We start from the raw sequence: 21,480 nt of genomic DNA, 5'->3' as shown, positions 1-21,480 counted from the left end.
ACTTCCCCGATTAAAACCAGCCTATATGTACAGCAAACGACATGAGTCCCCTAATTAATAAGTTTCAGACATTAAAAAACCCGATGCTTTCACATCGGGTTTTTCGAGCTTTAGCACTACACTAAGCAGCAATTAAGCTTTGTACGGATCACGCAATACGATAGTTTCTTCACGATCCGGACCGGTAGAAATAATATCAACCGGAGCGCCAACCTGTTCTTCCAGGAAAGCAACATAGTCACGGGCAGCCTGTGGCAGCTGGTCCATGGTTTTAGCCCCAACGGTAGACTCGCTCCAGCCTGGCATTTCAACATAAACCGGCTCAACGTCACCGAATGCTGAGGCATCAACCGGCAAATCAACCAGCGTACCGTCTTTCAGTTTGTAGTGAGTACAAACTTTGATGGTTTCCAGACCATCCAATACGTCCAGTTTAGTCAGGCAGATACCGGAAATAGAGTTCACCTGAACCGAGTAACGCAGGGCAACGGCATCAAACCAACCGCAACGGCGAGATCGGCCTGTAGTCGTACCAAATTCGCGACCAACAGTACCCAGATGATCGCCTACAGCGTCAAACAGCTCAGTCGGGAAAGGGCCGGAACCCACACGGGTAGTGTAAGCCTTGGTGATACCCAGAATGTAATCCAGGTACAGAGGGCCGAAACCGGAACCGGTAGCAGCACCACCAGCAGTGGTGTTAGAGCTGGTTACGAACGGGTAAGTACCATGGTCGATGTCCAGCAGGGAACCCTGTGCACCTTCGAACATGATGTTGTCACCGTTTTTACGGTAAGCGTGCAGCTCGCTGGTGGAGTCGCAAACCATTGGACGCAGCTCTTCGGCCATCGCGGCGCAGTCAGCGATAACTTTCTCAGCATCAACCGGCTCTTCTTTGTAGAAGTTTTCCAGCATGAAGTTATGGTAAGCCACGATTTCACGCACTTTCGCTTCGAAAACTTCCGCGTTCATCATATCGCCAAGGCGTAGGCCGCGACGTGCCACCTTGTCTTCGTAAGCCGGACCGATACCACGACCGGTAGTACCGATCTTGTTATCACCACGGGCAGTTTCACGGGCCTGATCGAGACGCACGTGATATTCAAGAATCAGCGGGCAGGCGGAGCTCAGACGCAGACGCTCACGTACCGGAACACCACGCTCTTCCAGCATGCGGATCTCTTTCAGCAGAGCATCCGGGGCCAGAACAACGCCATTGCCAATAATGCAATTAACATTGTCGCGCAGGATGCCTGAAGGAATCAGGTGCAGCGCGGTTTTTTCGCCATTTACCACCAACGTGTGGCCGGCGTTGTGGCCGCCCTGAAAACGGACAACTGCAGCAGCAGATTCTGTTAACAGATCAACTACTTTACCCTTACCTTCGTCACCCCATTGGGTGCCCAGTACTACGACATTTTTACCCATTACTGCTTTCTCATTCACTCGAACTCAGACTGTAAACAGTCTCGCCTATGCAGGCTGATTAAAAAATTCGGTTAATTGGTTCAACAACCCACTGGCCATCTTCTTTGAGGACCAGCTCGCTGTCACAACCCATCTCAAGTGCACTGACATCCTGATCAGGTAAGCCATTGACTACCCGGATACCTTCACTGCGTAAAGCCCGGATTGTAGACAAAAGTTCCTGATCATCGCTGTAACCTGCCGGTGCATACACACCGGATACGGGATCATTTTTTTGTAAGAGTTTTGCCAGAATTTTCAGGTCAGCACTAAAGCCTGTTGCAGGCCGCGCGCGTCCAAATACTTTTCCGGTTTCATCATAACGGCCACCCTGGGCAACCGCGTGAGAATATCCCGGAATATATGCCGCAAACACCATCCCTGTGTGGTAGTTGTAACCACGCAGTTCCGCCAGATCAAAGTTGATCTCAACATTCGGATATTGGTTTTTAATGACGTTGGCAATCTGTTCCAGACTGTTCAGAGCTTCTTTAACCGATGCCGGAGCATCAGCCAGTTCCACCTGTGCCTGAGCCAGAATATCTGCACCACCGTTCAAACGCGCAAGACGTGAAATCATACCTCTCACAGACTCATTAGCAATATCTCTTGCGACTATTTGATCAATTTCGCCATAAGCCTTATGCAGGATGGCATCAAACAGTGTTTTTTCCTGATCTGCTGTGAGGTCTGCTTCACGAATTAATGCCCGATAAATGCCAACATGGCCCATATCGAGATATATTTTTTCGGCTCCGGCAGCTGCCAGAGCAGAGATCATCAGGCCAAGAATCTCGGTATCACTTTCCTGACCATCATCACCAAAAAGTTCGGCCCCCACCTGCATCGGGCTACGTGAGCCCAGCATGCTACCCGCTTTGGTGCGTAGAACATTGGCACAGTAACAAAAACGTGCAGGACCCTGGCGCTTCATGGAGTGAGCGTCCATACGGGCAACCTGAGGGGTAATATCAGCTGCAATTCCCATCATACGACCGGTCATCTGGTCTGTGACTTTGAAGGTTTGCAGATCAAGATCATTGCCGCTGCCGGTTAGTAAGGATTCTAAATATTCTGCCGGGGGCGGAAAGACTAAGTCATATCCCCAGGTATGGAACAGATCCAGCAATTCACGACGAAGCTCTTCAATCTGCCGGGCCTGCGGTGGCAGTACCTCTTCCATACCATCTGGAAGTAACCAACGATCTGCAATGGTCATAATTCAGCCTGTTCTTTATCTGTCTCTATCCATCATCGGTTTGGCAAACCAAGCCTTACCGATCCGGGTTAATCTTAGTCTAAAACAATGGCGGGCCGCTTGATGATTATCGTTTTTCAAACGGTAATCTGTGTTGCGACTAACAACAACTAAGCCCGGACCAGATACAGAATAATCAGGCCGATCGACATACTGATCATTCCCATTATTCTTAGCTGCTGATCTGACACCTGTGCCATTGTTGCTACCAGCTTACGCCAGCGGGTCGGGTTCGCAAACGGGACGATACCCTCAATCACAAAGACCAATGCCAGCGCACTTAACAATACCTGCCAATCCAACATCTCTCTCCATGGACTTACGTCATACAGCAGTATTTCTCTGCTAATCCACCCAGTTGCCGGAATCTGCACACAAAAAAACCGGGGTGAACCCGGTTCAACACATTCTAACACGATTAGGATTTACGGCCATGGTTTGAAGGGGGATTTCCCAAAAAAGTACTTTGGAGATCTCCTTGCAGCGGGCAAAAAAATACCCCGAAGCCTACGGCTGCGGGGTATTTCTGATCAGCAATCAGACTTACTGTGATTTCTTCATGTAGTTGAAGAATTCACTCTCAGGCTTGATTACCATAATATCATCCTTGCTGGAGAAGCTGTTGCGGTAGGCTTCCAGACTACGGATAAAGGAGTAGAACTCCGGATTTTTCTGATAAGCACCCGCATAAGTTGCTGCTGCGATTGCGTCACCTTCACCACGAATCCGTTCAGATTCACGGAAGGCTTCTGCCAGAATAATCTGACGCTGACGATCCGCATCGGCACGAATACCTTCAGCGATCTCTTTACCTTCAGAACGGTGCTCACGAGCTTCACGCTGACGCTCAGTATTCATACGCTCATATACGGCATGGCTGACTTCAGGTGGCAGGTCGATTCGCTTAACGCGGATATCACGAATCTCAATACCCAGCTCATCCTGAGTGATGGTATTCAGCTTAACCGTCAGCTCATCCATCAGCTCGTCACGCTCACCGGAGATCACTTCGTACATGGTACGCTCACCAAACTGGTTACGCAGACCTTCATCCATACGAGGACCCAGCAGACGTGCAGCCTGCAATTCATCACCGGAAGTTGCTTCGTAGTACTTCTGCACATCGGCAATACGCCATTTAATGAAGGAGTCTACGATTACCGCTTTTTTCTCCAGCGTCAGATAACGCTGTGGGCGGGAATCCATCGTCAGCATACGGGCATCAAACTTACGGATGGTATGCAACACAGGAATTTTAAAGTGCAGGCCAGGTTTGATGTCCGAATCGATAATCTCACCAAACTTCAGCTTAATCGCACGCTCTGTCTCGTTAACGATGTAGATACTGTTCGCACCCACCAAGGCCAGAATGGCGATGAGAATCAGTGCCGGAAAAGACTTAGATTGCATTATCGACCCTCCCTACGTGGTGCAGTTGAATTGGCACTTTTCTCGCGCAGACGTTGCAGCACACGATCAGCCAATTCATCAATCTCCGTATCGGAACTTACTGATGGTGAGCTGGAGAAGCGGCTCTGATCGGTTGAACTCATACCACTGCCGCGGGACGAGTTGCTGGCACCATTACCACCAACCATTTTATCCAGAGGGATATACATCATGTTGTTGCCACCATCGACATCAACCAACACCTTACTGGAATTAGCCATCACCTCTTCCATCGTTTGCAGGTAGAGACGATCACGGGTTACTTTCGGTGCCTTTTCGTACTCGGTCAGAAGCTTCACGAAACGATCCGCTTCACCTTCTGCACGGGCGATGATTTCGGATTTATAACCGTTGGCTTCCTCAATGATACGCTGCGCCTTACCACGTGCTTCCGGAATGATGCCGTTAGAATAGGCTTCAGCCTGGTTTTTCACACGTTGTTCATCCTCACGCGCCTTGATCACATCATCAAACGCCGCCTGAACTTCATCAGGTGCGGATGTGCTCTCAACGTTCACGGAACGAACTTCCAGACCCACATCGTAACTGTCGAGATACTGCTGCAGACGCGCACGAACCCGTTGCGCCAACGCCTCACGACCTTCCGTCAGAATGTCGTTCATCTCAGATGAACCCACCTCATGACGCAGAGCCGAATCGGTCGCGTTTTCCAGACTTTGTTCAGGGTTACGAACATTCAGCAGGAAGTTCTTTGGACTACCAACACGGTACTGAACCGACAGATTAACCTGAACAATGTTCTCATCTTCGGTCAGCATCAGTGCACGACGACTCAGAGAACGGACTTTAGTCACATTCACGGTCTGCACACTATCGATCAAGGTTGGGTTCCAGTTCAGACCAGCACCTACGGTATCGTGGTACTCACCGAAACGGAGAACAACAGCCCGCTCGGCCTGATCAACACGATAGAAACCGGATACAGCCCAAACGGCAGCACCAATAACTAAAATGATGCCCAGCAGACCAAAACCAGCAGATGAGGAAGAGTTGCCACCACCGCCACTGCCGCCGGAACCGCCACCGCCGCCTTTTTTACCGCCAAGAATACCGCTCAGACGGTCGTTAAACTTCTTCAGGGCTTCATCAAGATCCGGTGGTCCCTGATCGTTGCGGCCACCATTTTTATTATCGTTACCCCAGGGGTCACGATTATTATCTTTATTGCCACCCGGCTCATTCCAAGCCATACCTATCTCCACTCGCCGAGAAAACTGTTACCAGCTTCCGTTAAAGTTATGAATTGTTTATGGCGCGCCCGGGAATTCAGATCAGCTTCCCTGCGCGCAAAAATGGCTTACTGATGACACAAAGGCTTAGAGCACCTCTGTATCCGAATCCAACATGAAGTCTTCGACACCATAATTCGGGAAATAACGCTTCGGATCAACACCAACCCGACACAACATCTGGATAAAATCTGCTTCTGGCAAACGCACCTGAAGCACAAATTGTCCGCGATCACTGACCGCTTCTTCGATAATAGCGCCCTGCTGATATAAAAGCGCGCGTAAACGACCTTCGGAAGGCTCAAGTATCAGCTCTCCTTTGAAGATGTCGTCACACAAACGCTCTCCAATCGCCTGCATAACCAGGTCAAGACCGTCTCCATTGACCGCAGAAATCCAGACCCGTTCCGGTTCACCCTGATCATTTCGTTCAATCCGGGGCTCATAGCCGGGCATACGGTCAATTTTGTTGTAGACCAGCAGACAAGGAATATCATCAGCCTTAATCTCTTCCAACACGCTGTTTACTTCGCGGATATTACCGTCACGATCCTCATCAGCAGCATCGATCACGTGCACCAGCAACGTCGCCTCCTGAGCCTCCTGTAATGTCGCCCGGAAGGCCTCTACCAGCTTATGGGGCAGGTGTCGGATAAAGCCTACGGTATCAGCCAGTACAACAGGGCCGATATCCGGCATAACAATACGACGTAAGGTCGGATCCAGCGTTGCAAACAGCTGATCTGCGGCATAGACCTCAGATTCTGTCAGCGCATTAAACAGTGTCGATTTACCCGCATTGGTATATCCCACTAATGAGACTGACGGAATATCCGCCCGACGACGGGCACGACGATTCTGATCGCGCTGAGTACGAACCTTAACAAGGCGCTTATGGATCTGACGGATACGTTCACGCAGTAAACGACGGTCTGTTTCCAACTGGGTCTCACCCGGTCCACGCAGACCGATACCACCTTTCTGACGCTCAAGGTGGGTCCAGCCACGAATCAGACGGGTCGACATATACTCAAGCTGAGCCAGCTCAACCTGAAGCTTACCTTCGTGTGTTCGCGCGCGTTGGGCAAAAATATCCAGAATCAGACCGGTACGGTCGAGTACACGACACTCAAGTGCCTGTTCGACATTACGCTGCTGAGAAGGGGATAAGGCGTGATTGAAGAGAACAATTTCCGCTTCATGGGCGACAACAGCATCACGAATCTCTTCGAGCTTACCGTCACCAACAAAATATTTGGGGCTGGGCTGTGGCCGGCTGCCTTCAATTAAGGCAACCGGGTCAGCACCTGCTGAACGCACCAGCTCCAGAAACTCACCCGGGTCTTCCCGGTCTTTCTCATCCGGTAAATGGATATGGACAAGAACAGCTACTTCACCAGAATCAGGACGTTCAAAAAACAAGTATTACTCCGAAGATTATTCAGCACCCGCTTCGCCCGGGGCTTTTTCCTGCGCCGGCAGACGAACATTACGGGATGGTACAACTGTTGAAATGGCGTGTTTGTAGACCATTTGGCTTACTGTATTGCGCAGCAGAATAACAAACTGATCGAAAGACTCAATCTGACCTTGCAGCTTAATACCATTGACCAAAAAGATAGATACCGGCACACGTTCTTTACGAAGGATGTTCAGGTAAGGGTCTTGTAGAGACTGCCCTTTTGACATACCGCTCTCCCTAATTTCATTTTTGATTATTAGATTTAGTTTTTTTAAGGTGATCAACAATACAGCTTTAACGTTAAGCCTTAACACAAACCACCAATTGCTACCGAGGCTTTTACGTAAATAAGTATTTACCAAAACCGGACTTGCAGCAATTTTTATCATACCAGTTTAAATAAGGCTTGACTCTAATTTTTTCAAGGCCAAATCCCGTAGATTCGGGGCTTCCGTTGGCAACCAATTCAGATCCGGCCAGCTTCTTAACCAGGTCACTTGCCGCTTGGCTAACTGACGGGTTGCCACGACACCCTTATGAATCATGGTGTCGTAATCATACAGGCCATCCAGGTACTCCCAGACCTGCCGATAACCCACAGAGCGCATCGATGGCAGGCTGAGATCCAGATCACTTCGGGCTCTCAAACCTTCAACTTCCGCGATAAAGTTCTGCTCCAGCATCAGATGAAAACGCTGCTCAATGCGCTCGTGCAGAAGCTTACGATCTGTCGGGTTTACCGCCAGTGATAATATACGGAACGGAAAACTATCCCGGCACTGTTTCTGTTCAAGCCAGTGCTGAGTCAGACTTTTTCCGCTTACTTCGTACACCTCCAGCGCCCGCTGAAGTCGCTGCGGATCATTGGGGTGGATACGCTCTGCAGATACCGGATCGATCTCTTTCAGACGGTCATGTAAAGCTTTGAGCCCGTCCTTTTCAGCCCAGGCATCAAGACGGGCACGAACGTCAGCATCGGCAGACGGCAGGTCTGCAACGCCATCGTATAGACGCTTGTAGTACATCATAGTTCCGCCAGTCAGCAGCGGAATTTTACCCTGGCTTCGAATATCCGCCATCTCCCTTAGCGCATCATCACGAAACTCGGCTGCGGAATAAGATTCTGTAGGGTCTTTAATATCAATCAGGCGATGAGGGGCTCGCGCCAACGTTTCAGCATCCGGCTTAGCCGTGCCGATATCCATCCCCCGATAGATAAGCGCAGAATCCACGCTGATAATGTCGCAGTTGTGTTCTTCACTAAGATGCACCGCCAGATCGGTTTTACCCGCAGCAGTGGGGCCCATCAGAAAGATCGCCAGAGGTTTATCCTGCTCAGCAACCACTGAGGCAGAAGCAGAGGGCAGGTCAGAAGCTTGACTCATAAAATTTGTTCAATTCCGGTACAGGGCCTTCCGTTTATATGAGCGGAAAGCACAAAACTTAGCTTACTGCCCCCGAAGGAACAGCTTATCGAGCTCATTCATACTCAAGCGGGTCCAGGTCGGGCGGCCGTGGTTACATTGGCCGCTGCGCTCGGTTCGCTCCATATCCCGCAAGAGCGCATTCATCTCTGGCAAGGTCAGCTTGCGGTTGGCTCGCACAGAACCATGACAGGCCATGGTGGCAAAAATCTCATTGATATGAGCCTGAATACGATCGCTGGAGCCGTACTGCAACAGATCAGACAGCACATCCCGAATTAGCGGCTCTACATCGGACTCCATTAGCATGACAGGCAATTGGCGAACAACCAACGACTCAGGCCCCATGACCTGCAGTTCAACCCCAAGCTGCTGAAATACTTCCTGATGCTGGTCAGCACAATCCGTTTCTTTACGACTGACCGCCATGGACAAAGGAACCAACAAGGGTTGAGATTTCAGCCCTCCGCCCTCTGCAGCAGCCTGATAGGACGCCTTCAGGCGCTCATAAGTGATACGTTCATGGGCCGCATGCATATCCACCAAAATCAGGCCATCTTTCGCTTCAGACAGAATATATACGCCATGGAGCTGAGCAATAGCAAAGCCAAGCGGTGGCGCTCCTGTCGGATCTTCTTCCAGCATCATCTGCGGACCCGCTGCGGTATTCCAGGGCGCACTCTGTTCATCAGCACCTGGGTTATCCACAACCGGCATCGCCCGCGCCTGATCCGAGAGCTGTTGATAACTACTCAAATAATCCGATACCCCTCCGGCAGCAGGCTGAGGCTGCGAGCGATAGGGCGAACCACCCAGTCCACCCGGACTATAGCCTCCTGAGCCGGAAGCATCATTAAAAGCGATCGCTGTCTGATCCTGCATCGGTTGTTCTGCCACCGCCCCAGAAGTCGCCATTCCAGCATGAGCCATATTGGTCGGGGCCGTGGCCCCTTCTGCATCGGGACGCACTTCAGCAAGGGCCCTATGCAGAGAACGGAACAGAAAATCATGGACCAGACGCCCGTCTCTGAAGCGCACCTCGTGCTTAGTCGGGTGAACGTTCACATCCACCACAGCAGGATCTAACTCAAGATAGAGTACAAACACCGGGTGACGGCCATGGAAGAGCACATCCCGATAAGCCTGACGAATCGCGTGCACCACCAGCTTATCTTTCACCACACGACGGTTTACGAAAAAGTACTGCTGATCCGCCTGACTGCGGGAATGAGTCGGCAATCCCACCCAACCCCATAAACGCAAACCGGTCGCTTCCACATCAATATAAAGAGACTGATCCATCAGGTTTTTGCCCAACAAGGAAGCCAAGCGTTTCTCCTGCTCAGCCTGACGGGTTCCGGCAGGCAGCTGGTGCACCGGCTTCTGATTATGGCGCAGACTCAGAGCGATATCCGGCCGACTCAAAGCCAGCCTTCGGAAGGTTTCCTCGATATGACCAAACTCGGTTTTCTCGGTACGCATAAACTTGCGACGGGCAGGCGTATTAAAGAAAAGATCTTTGACCTGAACACTGGTGCCCCTGGGATGAGGAGCAGGCGTAACCTGAGTTGCCATATCGCGCCCCTCAGCAATCACCCGCCACCCTTCACCGGTATCAAGGGTGCTGGACACCAGATCCAGTCGTGAAACCGAGCTGATAGAGGCCAAAGCTTCGCCACGGAATCCCAGACTGTGGACCCCTTCCAGATCATCAAGGGTAATAATTTTACTGGTAGCATGGCGACTCAGCGCCAGCGGCAGATCATCCGGTCCAATACCGGAACCGTTATCCCGAATGCGGATCAGTTTTGTACCGCCTTTCTCAACCTCGATATCAATGCGGGTCGCTCCGGCATCAATCGCATTCTCCACCAGCTCCTTAATCACCGATGATGGGCGTTCTACCACCTCACCTGCAGCGATCTGGTTAGCCAGTCGCGGGCTTAGAATATGGATTTTGCTCATAAGGACTCTATTTGTATCTCTCAGATCGGTTCTGGTTCACGTTGCCTGCAGCTGTCGCCAAAAGCTGGCTTGGTATAAAAAAACAGCCCGAACTGGTCATCAGCTCAGGCTTCAGCATTTGCTTCGACCGATATAAACCAGCCGAAAGAATCAATCCATTCAGGAGCGGGGAATCTGTAACCGCTGACCGACATAAAGCGTATCGGAACGCAGTTTATTGGCCTTCCTCAGACTCCCTACAGAGATCTTGTTGCGGTTAGCAATTGCCGACAGCGTATCGCCACGGGCAACGACATAGTGACGGGCATCCCGTTTGCTTTTCTCATAAGCCAGCAACGTGCCCGGTGGTGGATTCTTGCTGAAATGTTCTTTGATACCTTTCACAATGGAGCGGGCCATCTTCCACTGATAACTGGAACTCTGCAGATTCTTCGCTTCACGGGGATTTGAGATAAAGCCAGTCTCAATCAGGATTGAAGGAATATCCGGAGACTTAAGCACCAAAAAAGCGGCCTGCTCTACATCGCGCTTATGCAGTTTATTCACCGTGCCCATAGAACGGAGCACGCTCTGCCCCACTTTCAGACTGTCTGACAGGGTTGCTGTCATGGTCAGATCCAATAAAACCTCTGCCAGAACTCTGTCTTTGTCATCCAGTTTCAGAGAGCCTTCAACGCCACCAATCAAGTCAGCACTGTTTTCAGAGTCAGCGAGCCAGCGAGCCGTTTCAGAGGTTGCCCCACGTTGAGACAAAGCAAACACTGAGGAACCCCGTGGCCGATGGTCTTTAAAAGCATCCGCATGGATCGACACCAGAAGATCAGAACGGTACTTACGGGCACGCTCAGTACGGGCACGAAGACCGACATAATAGTCACCGGTACGTATCATTGCGGGGGAAAACCCACGCTCTTTCTTCAGTAGCGACTGCACTTTCTTGGCAATCGCCAGAACAACGGTTTTTTCTCTCACTCGACCCGGACCAATCGCCCCCGGATCTTCACCGCCATGCCCGGCATCAATGGCAATAATAATATCCCGGGCACCGGCCGGATTAGCCGCAGGCTGAGTCACAACTTTTGGTTTACTGGACTTCTCTTTATAGACCAGATCAACAACCAGTCGATCTCCGTACTGCTTGTTCGGTTTTAACAGAAAACTACGAGGTTGAACCTTATTGTTCAGATCCAGCACAACCCGCATATCCGAGCCGTTTTTAACCGCTGTACGAATTTTTCCGATAGGCGTGTCTTTTAAGGACAACGATTCGATGTCAGCCTTGGTAGAGGCATTATCAAGGTCAATCACCAGTCGATCCGGACCGGAAAGGCTAAAAACCTTATGTCCGACCGGTTTATCCAGATCAAATACAATCCGGGTATGATCCGGTGCAGGCCAGATACGGACGTTTTCAATTTTAGCCGCCATTGCCTGCGTAGCCGCCAAAAGACAGCTCAACAGCAGAAGACAAAACTGTACGGCGTAGCGAGTCATCCAGCGGTTCAGACTGAAGGTCTCTTTTGAGTATGTTTTCCAGGCAGTCATAGGCATCTGTCAGAGGCGGTATAAGTTTCAGGTTTCCGTAACAACGGAAGATTACAGCATTGTACGGAGCTGAGCCAAAATTTCAGCCCCTTTTGCCGTAAAAGCCACGAGTGACGCGGCTCTTCCATCCCCCTCCTTGGTTAAGGTCAGCTCAATATCCGGCGTTGGCAGCACTCCGGCGCCCTTGTCCGGCCATTCAATAACGCAAAGAGCTTTCTCGTCAAAGTAATCGCGAATTCCCATATATTCGAGTTCTTCCGCATCCGCCAGCCGATACAGATCAAAGTGATAAACCCGGGCAACGTCAGTCTCGTAGGGTTCTACCAGCGTATAGGTCGGGCTTTTTACCGCCCCTTGATGTCCATAAGCCATCAAAATGCCACGGGTCAGAGTAGTTTTCCCCATGCCCAGCGTACCCTGCATAAAAATAACACCCTGCCCGGCGCTGGCTTTGCCAAGTTGCTCGCCAAAAACAACCTGAGCATCCTCGTTTGGCAGCACCACTTGCAAACAATCAGAACTCATTTTTTGCACACTCCGGATTCAGTAGAACACGTATCGGGCGAATCAGGTCCGCAGCCAGAAGGCCCCGCTCGCCAAATTGCTTCGCCAGTTGATCGGCAGCCAGACCATGAACCTGAGTTCCCAGACAAGCCGCATCATAGCCGGATAACCCCTGAGCTCTCAGCGCGCCAATCAGCCCCGCCAAAACATCCCCCATACCACCACTGGCCATACCGGGATTACCGCTGTTGTTGACAGACAACACGTCACCGTTAAAGATCAGTGTACCGGCCCCTTTTAATAACACCGTTCCGCCAAATTTCTGCTGAATAGCCCGAACAGCGGAAGGACGATCCCGCTCCACTTCATCGACAGAGCATCCCAGCAAGCGCGCAGCTTCGCCAGGATGGGGGGTCAACACCCAGTTCGAAGCAGCCTCAGAAAGCTGCTGCATAAAGGCAGGCTTGGTCGCCATCAGATTCAGGGCATCAGCATCGATCACCTTGGCACATTCTGCCAGCATCACTTTTTGCCACAGCTGCTGCCCCCATCCTGCCTGTCCCAGGCCCGGCCCCAGCACCACAACATCACTCCAGGTAAGCCACTCGTCCAACTGATGCATCGAAGTCAGGCCACTCACCATCAGCTCCGGCTGACGACTCACCAGAGCCGCAACATGCTCAGAACGGGTCATCACCTTAACCAGGCCGGCACCGGATCGGGCCGCAGTCTGCGCTGCCAGAATTACAGCTCCGGCAAAGCCCAGATCACCACCCACCACCAGAATACGACCGCAATCACCTTTGTGTGCCGTACGACGGCGAGGCTTAATCAGGCGGGAAATATCCTCGCGGGAGATCATCTCTGCCGTTTCGCTGACCTGAGCACGAACCGATTCAGGAACCAGTAACGGCTCAAAACGACGAACACCGGCCAACGCTGGCCCCTGCCCGGTCCAGAGACCGATCTTCTTCCCGATGAAGGTCACCGTCAGATCCGCCTGCACGGCACAGCCCAGAGGAATACCACGATCCGCACACAGGCCGGAGGGAACATCAATCGAGAGTACGGGTTTGCCGGAGCGATTGATCTGCTCAATGACCGCATCGAAAGGCGCTTTTACGAGCCCCGTCAGGCCTATACCCAACAGCGCATCCACCACGATCTGACCGGTAATCACAGAATCAGGCAGCCATAACTCAACCTTTACACCGTGCTGCAGCGCCCATTGATAGGCTTCAGCTGCCTCCCCGGTCAGCCTGTCAGGGTCTGATACCGCCAGCACCTGAACACGCATATTGCGTTGCGCCAGCGCCGCAATCACATAACCATCACCACCATTATTACCACCGCCACACACAACCGTTACCGAGCGACATTCAGGCCACTGACGGGTCAGGTGACGAAAAGCCGTTCGACCGGCCTGCTGCATCAGATCGAACCCCGTGGTTCCTGCAGCTATCGTTAAGCGGTCCAGTTCACGAACCTGTTCAGCCCGATATAGGCGTTCATGGGATGGCCAGACAATCATTGGATAACGTTCCTGTGGCAGCAGGTGACCGGCTTGTTTTGCCGGAAGAATAAGTTAAGCTGTTCGCCTGAAAAGACGGCAGCAGATGATGGTAAAATTATAGCCCGAGCGCAATGTCTGCCAAAGCCGTTTCCCCGGTTACCTGTGGATATTTTTCACAGCAATGACCGAATTAAGCTCATCATCACCCTTTATCTCCTGCAGCGAATCCCCATGCCCGATCAAACCTCATGTCAAATAACGGCCCCTCAGCCCTTCGCCGAAGAAAAGTGTCTGCAATTGAGAGATCAGATTCGTCAGTGGGGACGGGAACTGGGCTTCCAACATGTTGGCTTTGCCGATCCGGATCTGGGCGAACATGAACAACACCTGCAGGACTGGCTGGACGCCGGTTATCACGGTGAGATGGACTACATGGCCAGCCACGGCACCAAACGCAGCCGCCCGGATGAATTGGTGGAAGGCACCCGCACCGTGATCACTGCACGCATGGATTATCTGCCCGCCGATGTGGAAACCACCCGCTTGCTGAGTCAGGGAGAGAAAGCCTATATCTCCCGTTATGCTCTGGGAAGGGATTATCACAAGCTGATTCGCAAGCGTCTCACGCAACTGGCGAAAAAGATCGAAGCTGAAATCGGATCGTACGGCTATCGCGCTTTTGTCGACAGCGCACCGGTACTGGAACGTGCACTGGCAATGCGCTCAGGGCTTGGCTGGGTCGGTAAAAATGCCATGGTGATCCACCCCAAAGCCGGTTCTTTCTTCTTTCTGGGTGAGGTGATGGTCGAACTGGATCTGCCAAAAGATAAGCCCTATCCGAAAGATCACTGCGGCTCCTGCAATGCCTGTCAGATTGCCTGCCCGACCGATGCCATTGTGGATAACAAAGTCGTTGATGGCCGCCGCTGCATCTCCTATCTCACCATCGAGCTGAAAGACTCTATTCCGGAAGAACTGCGCTCCGGTATCGGCAACCGCATCTTCGGCTGTGATGATTGCCAGCTGGTCTGCCCCTGGAACCGTTTTACCAAACCCACTCAGGAATCCGATTTCACCCCGCGGCACAGTCTCGACAGCGCCGACCTAATCGACCTGTTCAGCTGGGACGAGGCCACTTTCCTCAGTAAAACCGAAGGCACTCCCATCCGCCGCGCCGGTTACGAGCGCTGGCTGAGAAACATCGCCGTTGCACTGGGCAATGCACCCTCAACACCTCAGGTCATGGATGCACTGGCGCATCGTAAGAATGATGACTCAGAGATGGTCAGAGAGCATGTGGCATGGGCTTTGGGGCGGCATCGGCAGCCCCTATAAAACGCACCATTAATCACACCCCTCTTCTCCCTCGCATCTGGCACGACTCCTGCGACAGACACTGAGATAAAGCCAACGCCCGATGTTAAAACACATCCGGATGGTTTTTTGCGCCCTAAAAAAGCGCACAAAAAATAAACAGATCGGATAACGCACCCGACGAGTGCAATCTTGCGTCGGCACCTCAAAGCGAATAAGAACTCAGATAACAAAAACAATGCCAGCCTCCCAGAAAGTTTTTAAGGTACGCCGCCATTACAACAAGTGGGTTGCCAACCAGACCTTAGAAGATTTTGCCCTGCGCTTTACCGCGCGCTCCGGTCGTAATATGAGTATCGAGCGGGTCGCCCAGACAGCTCTTGGGGCAACCGCTTTTCTGGCCCTTGAAGGTATCGCAGCAGCAGTAACCCTGAACTATGGCTTTATCAACACTCTGACGGCGATGCTGTCGGTGTGCCTGTTGTTTTTTATCACCGGCTTTCCCATCGCCTATTACAGCGCCAAACACGGACTGGATATCGACCTGCTGACCCGGGGAGCTGGTTTTGGTTATCTCGGCTCAACCATCACCTCCCTGATCTACGCTTCTTTTACCTTTATCTTTTTTGCCATTGAGGCGGTCATTCTCGCCTCTGCTTTAAATGCCTTATTAGGGGTTCCTCTGGCGGTGGGTTACTTTCTTTGTGCGGTTGCCGTCATCCCCATCGTGACCCACGGCATCACCGCTATCAGTAAATTTCAGGTCGGTACCCAAGGCTTCTGGTTACTGCTTCAATGCGCGGCTTTGGTCGTTGTAGTCCTGTTTGAATCCGGCGCACTTCCCGGCTGGATGAGTTATGCCGGTGAGAGCGCCAAACTGCATAACCCAACAGCAGCACCGCCTCAGGATGAATTCAATATTCTGATGTTTGGCGCAGCAGCTTCCGTATTTTTTGCCATGGCCGCTCAGATTGGAGAGCAGGTGGATTATCTGCGCTTTATGCCGGAGAAAACCCAGGCCAACCGAAAACGCTGGTGGTTCTGGCTGATCATGGCAGGCCCCGGCTGGGTATTTATCGGCGTGATCAAAATGCTGCTGGGTTCTTTTCTGGCCTATCTGGCCATTACCCGGGGCGTCAGTTTTGAGCAGGCAACCGACCCGACTTATATGTACCAGAAGGTGTTTTACTACCTGACCCATTCCGATGGTTTATCACTGGTGCTGGCGGCGCTGATGGTGATCATCTCCCAGATGAAGATCAACGTTACCAACGCCTACGCCGGCTCCATCGCCTGGTCGAACTTTTTCTCCCGCCTGACTCATTCCCACCCCGGACGCGTGGTCTGGCTGGTGTTCAATGTCACCATCGCCCTGCTACTGATGGAATTGGGTATCTATCGGGCTCTTGAAGCCATCCTCGGCATCTTCGCTATTATCGCCGTGGCCTGGCTGGGCTCACTGGCAGCGGATCTTCTGATCAACAAACCCCTTGGCCTGAGCCCTTCCTATGTCGAATTTAAACGGGCGCATCTTTACGACATCAACCCTGTGGGGGTTGGTTCCATGCTGCTGGCAGCACTGGCAGGTATCCTCTGTTATCTGGGTCTGTTCGGAGAATTCAGTCAGAATCTGAGCCACTTTATTACCCTGCTGATCTGCTTTATCTCTGTCCCCCTGATCGCCTCTATCACCAAGGGAAAATACTATCTGGCCCGCACCTCTCCGGAGCTAACGCTTTCAGACAGCACGCCATCTGTCGGCAAGCCCCATGGGCATACCCTGCTGCAATGCGGAGTTTGTGAAAATCATTTTGAAAGCGAGGATATGAGCTACTGTCCCGCTTACGCTCTGCCGATCTGCTCTCTTTGCTGCACCCTAGATGTGCGCTGTATGGACAGCTGTAAACCCCACGCCAGAGTTTCCCGACAGGCGATTCACTTTTTATCCCTGTTTCTGCCGCGAAAACTGGTTCGTCAGATCAATTCCAGACTTGGGCGTTTTGTCGGCATCTTATTCACCGTTAACCTGATGAATGCCGCCTTACTGGCCGTAATTTATCGCCAGATGACGCCAGAAACACCGGGCGAGACACTTCTGTTGACCCAAACAATCTGGACACTCTTTTTCACGTTGCTGATCGCATCAGGGGTGATCTCATGGCTTTTCCTGCTCGCCCATGAGAGCCGCGTGGTTGCCCAGAAAGAATCCAACCGCCAAACCCGAAAGCTCACCCGGGAGATTGAAGCCCACAAAGAAACCGACCTTGCCCTGCAACAGGCCAAAGAACTGGCAGAGCGGGCAAACGATGCCAAAAGCCGATACCTCACCGGCATCAGCCACGAACTGAGAACACCGCTGCAATCCGTAATGGGTTACGCCCAACTGTTGGCGGATAAACCGGACACACCCGCCAGCCACCACAACGGGCTGACGATTATTCAGCGCAGCGGGCAATATCTGACCGACCTGATTGAAGGCCTGCTGGATATCTCCCGAATCGAAGCCGGACGACTGGATCTGTTTAAAGGTCGGGTTAATTTGCCTCAGCTGATCGATCAGCTCACCGCGATGTTTGAGATGCAGGCCAGCCAGAAGAATATCCGCTTTTCCTGTCGAGTTCAGGGCCCGCTGCCTCAGTGGGTCAACACGGATGAAAAACGCCTGCGCCAGATTCTGATCAACCTGCTCTCCAATGCGGTGAAATACACCCAAAGCGGTGAAGTCATTTTTGAAGTCCGATACCGGAATCAGGTGGCCGAATTCTGTATTGAAGACACAGGCCCCGGTATTCCGGAAGCAGACCTGAACCGCATCTTTGATCCTTTTGAGCGGGTCAGAAATTACGAAACTGCCCAACTACCGGGAACCGGACTTGGCCTGACCATCGTCCGCTTGCTTACGGATATTATGGGGGGCGATCTGCAATATCAGAGCGAACCCGGCAAAGGCAGCTGCTTCCGGGTGTCGCTTATGCTGCCCTGGATCAGCGAGCAAAGCCTTTCCGGCGCAGAACCCACTCAGGATTCCCGCCAGCTGATCGGCTACGCCGGATACCAGCGCACCCTGTGCATTGTCGATGATGATCCGGTATTGCGGGGGTTACTATCCGACCTGTTGCAGCCTTTAGGCTTTATCACCCTTGAAGCCCATGACGGTGAAAGTTGTCTGCGTACACTGGAGCAGCTGCCGGGGAACCGGACACCGGATCTGTTCCTGCTGGACATCTCCATGCCCGGCATGAACGGCCTTGAACTGGCAGCCCGATTGCGCCAGCAGAATATTCAGTCACCTATCGTGATGCTGTCCGCTGATGCGCAGGAGCATGACCGCAGCCCCGAGTACAAAGCGGTCTTTAACGACTATCTGGTTAAACCGGTCAGCAACAGCGTGCTACTGAAACGCCTTGGCGAACAGCTGGATCTGGAGTGGGTTTATCAGGCGGAAGACGCACAAATTCATAGCCCGGAATCAAAAAGCCCGGAATCAAAAAACGCTGAACAGGGAATACAGGACAAAGCAGAACAACTGCAGCCTGAATCTCCAGCTGCTGACGAATCCGAGATTAACATCGTAAATGATCATCCGCTACTGCATGAACTGAAAGCCTTTGCCGAGATGGGCTACAAAAAAGGGGTTCAAGGGTGTCTGAAACAACTCCGCAGTGAACTCAGCGCCAGCCAATACGACCACTACAAACAGCTGGCGGATAGCTTCCGCTTTCCGGATCTGGCGTCAAAACTGACTCAGGATCTCGGTGCATCGGAATCACCCACCACACCGGAATCACCCAACAACAAAAACAACAACAAGGAGCTTCAACCATGACTCTCCCGGCCCTGCAAACGGAATCATCCGTCATCAGCCGCAGCGATATCATCCTAGTCGTGGATGATTCACCGGATGCCCTCAGCCTGATTAACGATGCGCTGGAAGACGCCGGAATGGATGTGCTGGTAGCACTGGAAGGTCGGCAGGCGCTGAATATCGCCCGCAAGATGAAGCCGGATATGATTCTGATGGATGCCATTATGCCGCACATGGACGGCTTTGAAGCCTGCCGTCAGATCAAAGCAGATCCTGAACTGGCCGCCATTCCCGTGATCTTTATGACGGGGCTGAATGATACCGACGATATCGTGCGGGGACTGGAAGCTGGTGGCGTGGATTATCTGGTCAAGCCCATCAACCCCCACGAACTGCTGGCCCGCATGAAAGTTCACCTGACCAATGCCCGCCTGACCAACAGTGCCCAGTCCGCTCTGGATAGCACCGGCCAACACCTGATGACAGTGGATACCAGCGGTAATATTCAATGGGCCACGCCTCAGTCTTACGGTCTGCTGGCTAAAGCCCGGGCTGATGAAAGCTGGCTACAACAACACTTCACACCTCAGGTTAATCATTGGCTCAGCCATCATCCGGAGCCGGATCACCAGCTACGCCTGAGCGATCTGGATTACCGCCTGAGCGTCCGCCTTGTTAGCCATCAGAGTAATGGCGACATCCTGCTGAAACTGCTCGATGGAGAAAGGCCGACCGGAGCCGCCCTGCTTAAAGCAGCTCTGCAACTGACCGAACGGGAATCGGAAGTGCTCTACTGGATCGCCAACGGCAAAACCAATCGTGATATTGGCGAGATTCTGGAGATGAGTCCCCGCACCGTGAACAAACACCTTGAACAGATCTTCCCCAAACTTGGTGTGGAAAACCGAACCTCAGCCGCAGCCGTGGCCCTGAAAGAACTAACTCACGCCGAGGGTTGAATACTTAACTGCTTAATATCCCTATAAGCGCACATTAAGGGCGCATAGCTACATTAATGTCCCCGATGAGGTACTTTAAGCCAACTACGTCAAATGACGTACCCCGCTGCGTCATCCTCCCCATACCGCACCTGCGAGCCTTGCCCAATAATCGAATCAACTTCAGACGATGCATTAAAAAAAGCATCCCAACATTTCGATTGGCACGGGAAGGTACAGCATGAAAATGAAAACGATGGTTGCAGGTGTAGCTCTGGCAATGGGCACCAGTCTGGTGAGTTTCGGTACGCTGGCAGCAGATACAATCAAGGTCGGTGTTCTGCACTCTCTGTCCGGTACGATGGCGATCAGTGAAACCACACTGAAAGACACCGTTCTGATGATGGTGGAAGAGCAGAACAAGAAAGGCGGTCTGCTGGGTAAACAGCTGGAAGCGGTTGTGGTTGACCCGGCTTCTAACTGGCCCCTGTTTGCTGAAAAGGCCCGTGAGCTGCTGACTAAAGAGAAGGTTGATGTGATCTTCGGCAGCTGGACTTCTGTTTCCCGTAAATCTGCTCTGCCGGTTCTGGAAGAGCTGAACGGTCTGATGTTCTATCCGGTTCAGTACGAAGGCGAAGAGTCTTCCAAAAACGTTTTCTACACTGGTGCTGCGCCAAACCAGCAGGCGATTCCGGCTGTGGATTACCTGATGAATGAACTGGAAGTTGAGCGTTGGGTTCTGGCGGGCACCGACTATGTTTATCCACGTACCACCAACAAGATTCTGGAAGCCTACCTGAAATCCAAAGGTGTGGCTGAAAAAGACATCATGGTGAATTACACGCCATTTGGTCACTCCGACTGGCAGTCCATCGTTTCCGATATCAGCAAGTTCGGCAGCATGGGTAAAAAGACCGCTGTGGTTTCGACCATCAACGGTGACGCCAACGTTCCTTTCTACAAAGAGCTGGGTAATCAGGGCATCTCTTCTGAAGATATCCCGGTTGTTGCCTTCTCTGTGGGTGAAGAAGAACTTTCCGGTATCGATACCAAACCGCTTGTTGGCCATCTGGCAGCCTGGAACTACTTCCAGAGCGTGGATACCGAGGCAAACGCAGAGTTCATCAAAAACTGGAAGTCCTTTATCGGTGATTCCAAGCGGGTAACAAACGATCCGATGGAAGCGACCTATATCGGCTTCAAGATGTGGACTCAGGCCGTACAAAAAGCCGGCACCACAGATGTTGATGCGGTAGAGCAGGCGATGATCGGCCAGACAACCCCTAACCTGACGGGCGGCATCGCCAAGATGAACAAGAACCACCACCTGAGCAAGCCGGTTCTGATCGGTGAGATTCAGGACAACGGTCAGTTCGAAGTGGTTTGGGAAACCGAAGGTGTCGTACCGGGTGATGCGTGGTCTGACTTCCTGCCGGGTTCCAAAGACCTGATCTCTGACTGGACAGCTCCGGTAACCTGCGGCAACTACAACGTCGTAACCCGTACCTGCTCCGGCCAGAACTACTAATCCTCTTCACACCGACTGCTCTTTTGAGCAGTCCTGCGGTAACTCCTGAAATCCTTGC

16 protein-coding genes are annotated in these 21,480 nt (G+C 52.1%); 4 read left to right on the top strand and 12 right to left on the bottom strand.

Annotation, left to right across the window (positions count from 1 at the left end):
* Nucleotides 1–132 precede the first annotated feature (132 nt).
* From AC4GL5_RS05620 to AC4GL5_RS05565, 12 genes are all read right to left on the bottom strand, one after another.
* Nucleotides 133–1,428 (bottom strand): adenylosuccinate synthase, encoded by a 1,296-nt coding sequence (locus tag AC4GL5_RS05620; protein ID WP_490381864.1) that lies wholly within the window; start codon nucleotides 1,426–1,428, stop codon nucleotides 133–135.
* 58 nt (nucleotides 1,429–1,486) lie between these two features.
* The gene (locus AC4GL5_RS05615) at nucleotides 1,487–2,686 is read right to left on the bottom strand and encodes an ATP phosphoribosyltransferase regulatory subunit (protein WP_490381809.1); all 1,200 of its coding nucleotides are present in this window, start codon (nucleotides 2,684–2,686) and stop codon (nucleotides 1,487–1,489) included.
* Nucleotides 2,687–2,835: 149 nt separating this feature from the next.
* Nucleotides 2,836–3,030, bottom strand: coding sequence for a DUF2065 domain-containing protein (locus AC4GL5_RS05610; RefSeq protein WP_490381808.1), 195 nt, complete (start codon nucleotides 3,028–3,030; stop codon nucleotides 2,836–2,838).
* A gap of 238 nt (nucleotides 3,031–3,268) precedes the next feature.
* On the bottom strand, nucleotides 3,269–4,135 hold the full coding sequence (hflC, locus tag AC4GL5_RS05605) for a protease modulator HflC (RefSeq protein ID WP_490381807.1): 867 nt from the start codon (nucleotides 4,133–4,135) through the stop codon (nucleotides 3,269–3,271).
* Nucleotides 4,135–5,385 (bottom strand): FtsH protease activity modulator HflK, encoded by a 1,251-nt coding sequence (hflK, locus tag AC4GL5_RS05600; protein ID WP_490381806.1) that lies wholly within the window; start codon nucleotides 5,383–5,385, stop codon nucleotides 4,135–4,137. The genes hflC and hflK overlap by 1 nt, the downstream gene beginning before the upstream one ends.
* Before the next feature lie 126 nt (nucleotides 5,386–5,511).
* On the bottom strand, nucleotides 5,512–6,846 hold the full coding sequence (gene hflX / locus AC4GL5_RS05595; RefSeq protein ID WP_490381805.1) for a ribosome rescue GTPase HflX: 1,335 nt from the start codon (nucleotides 6,844–6,846) through the stop codon (nucleotides 5,512–5,514).
* A gap of 15 nt (nucleotides 6,847–6,861) precedes the next feature.
* Nucleotides 6,862–7,113 carry an RNA chaperone Hfq gene (gene hfq, locus AC4GL5_RS05590; protein WP_086481701.1) on the bottom strand — a complete coding sequence of 84 codons (252 nt, stop codon included), beginning with the start codon at nucleotides 7,111–7,113 and terminating at the stop codon, nucleotides 6,862–6,864.
* Between the two features lie 168 nt (nucleotides 7,114–7,281).
* The gene (gene miaA, locus AC4GL5_RS05585; RefSeq protein WP_490381804.1) at nucleotides 7,282–8,271 is read right to left on the bottom strand and encodes a tRNA (adenosine(37)-N6)-dimethylallyltransferase MiaA; all 990 of its coding nucleotides are present in this window, start codon (nucleotides 8,269–8,271) and stop codon (nucleotides 7,282–7,284) included.
* A 63-nt stretch (nucleotides 8,272–8,334) separates the two neighbouring features.
* The gene (gene mutL, locus AC4GL5_RS05580; protein ID WP_490381803.1) at nucleotides 8,335–10,275 is read right to left on the bottom strand and encodes a DNA mismatch repair endonuclease MutL; all 1,941 of its coding nucleotides are present in this window, start codon (nucleotides 10,273–10,275) and stop codon (nucleotides 8,335–8,337) included.
* A gap of 159 nt (nucleotides 10,276–10,434) precedes the next feature.
* Nucleotides 10,435–11,820, bottom strand: coding sequence for an N-acetylmuramoyl-L-alanine amidase (locus AC4GL5_RS05575; RefSeq protein ID WP_490381802.1), 1,386 nt, complete (start codon nucleotides 11,818–11,820; stop codon nucleotides 10,435–10,437).
* 51 nt (nucleotides 11,821–11,871) lie between these two features.
* Entirely contained in the window at nucleotides 11,872–12,345 is a 474-nt protein-coding gene (gene tsaE / locus AC4GL5_RS05570; RefSeq protein ID WP_490381801.1) for a tRNA (adenosine(37)-N6)-threonylcarbamoyltransferase complex ATPase subunit type 1 TsaE, read from the bottom strand.
* Nucleotides 12,335–13,855, bottom strand: a complete 1,521-nt coding sequence (locus AC4GL5_RS05565) for an NAD(P)H-hydrate dehydratase (RefSeq protein ID WP_490381800.1) — start codon at nucleotides 13,853–13,855, stop codon at nucleotides 12,335–12,337. The genes tsaE and AC4GL5_RS05565 overlap by 11 nt, the downstream gene beginning before the upstream one ends.
* Nucleotides 13,856–14,068: 213 nt before the next feature.
* On the opposite strand from AC4GL5_RS05565, the gene queG reads away from it, so the two are divergent.
* The 4 genes from queG to urtA all read left to right on the top strand — a co-directional run bounded on the left by queG (nucleotide 14,069) and on the right by urtA (nucleotide 21,422).
* Nucleotides 14,069–15,172, top strand: a complete 1,104-nt coding sequence (queG, locus tag AC4GL5_RS05560) for a tRNA epoxyqueuosine(34) reductase QueG (protein WP_490381799.1) — start codon at nucleotides 14,069–14,071, stop codon at nucleotides 15,170–15,172.
* A 217-nt stretch (nucleotides 15,173–15,389) separates the two neighbouring features.
* The gene (locus AC4GL5_RS05555; RefSeq protein ID WP_490381798.1) at nucleotides 15,390–18,977 is read left to right on the top strand and encodes an ATP-binding protein; all 3,588 of its coding nucleotides are present in this window, start codon (nucleotides 15,390–15,392) and stop codon (nucleotides 18,975–18,977) included.
* Nucleotides 18,974–19,915, top strand: coding sequence for a response regulator (locus AC4GL5_RS05550; protein ID WP_490381797.1), 942 nt, complete (start codon nucleotides 18,974–18,976; stop codon nucleotides 19,913–19,915). The genes AC4GL5_RS05555 and AC4GL5_RS05550 overlap by 4 nt, the downstream gene beginning before the upstream one ends.
* Before the next feature lie 220 nt (nucleotides 19,916–20,135).
* Nucleotides 20,136–21,422 (top strand): urea ABC transporter substrate-binding protein, encoded by a 1,287-nt coding sequence (gene urtA, locus AC4GL5_RS05545; protein ID WP_490381796.1) that lies wholly within the window; start codon nucleotides 20,136–20,138, stop codon nucleotides 21,420–21,422.
* Nucleotides 21,423–21,480 lie beyond the last annotated feature (58 nt).

The sequence above is a fragment of the Oceanospirillum sp. genome, assembly GCF_982874595.1.
The sequence above is the reverse complement of the archived record's forward strand: the minus strand, read 5'-3'. Positions and strand labels throughout refer to the sequence as shown.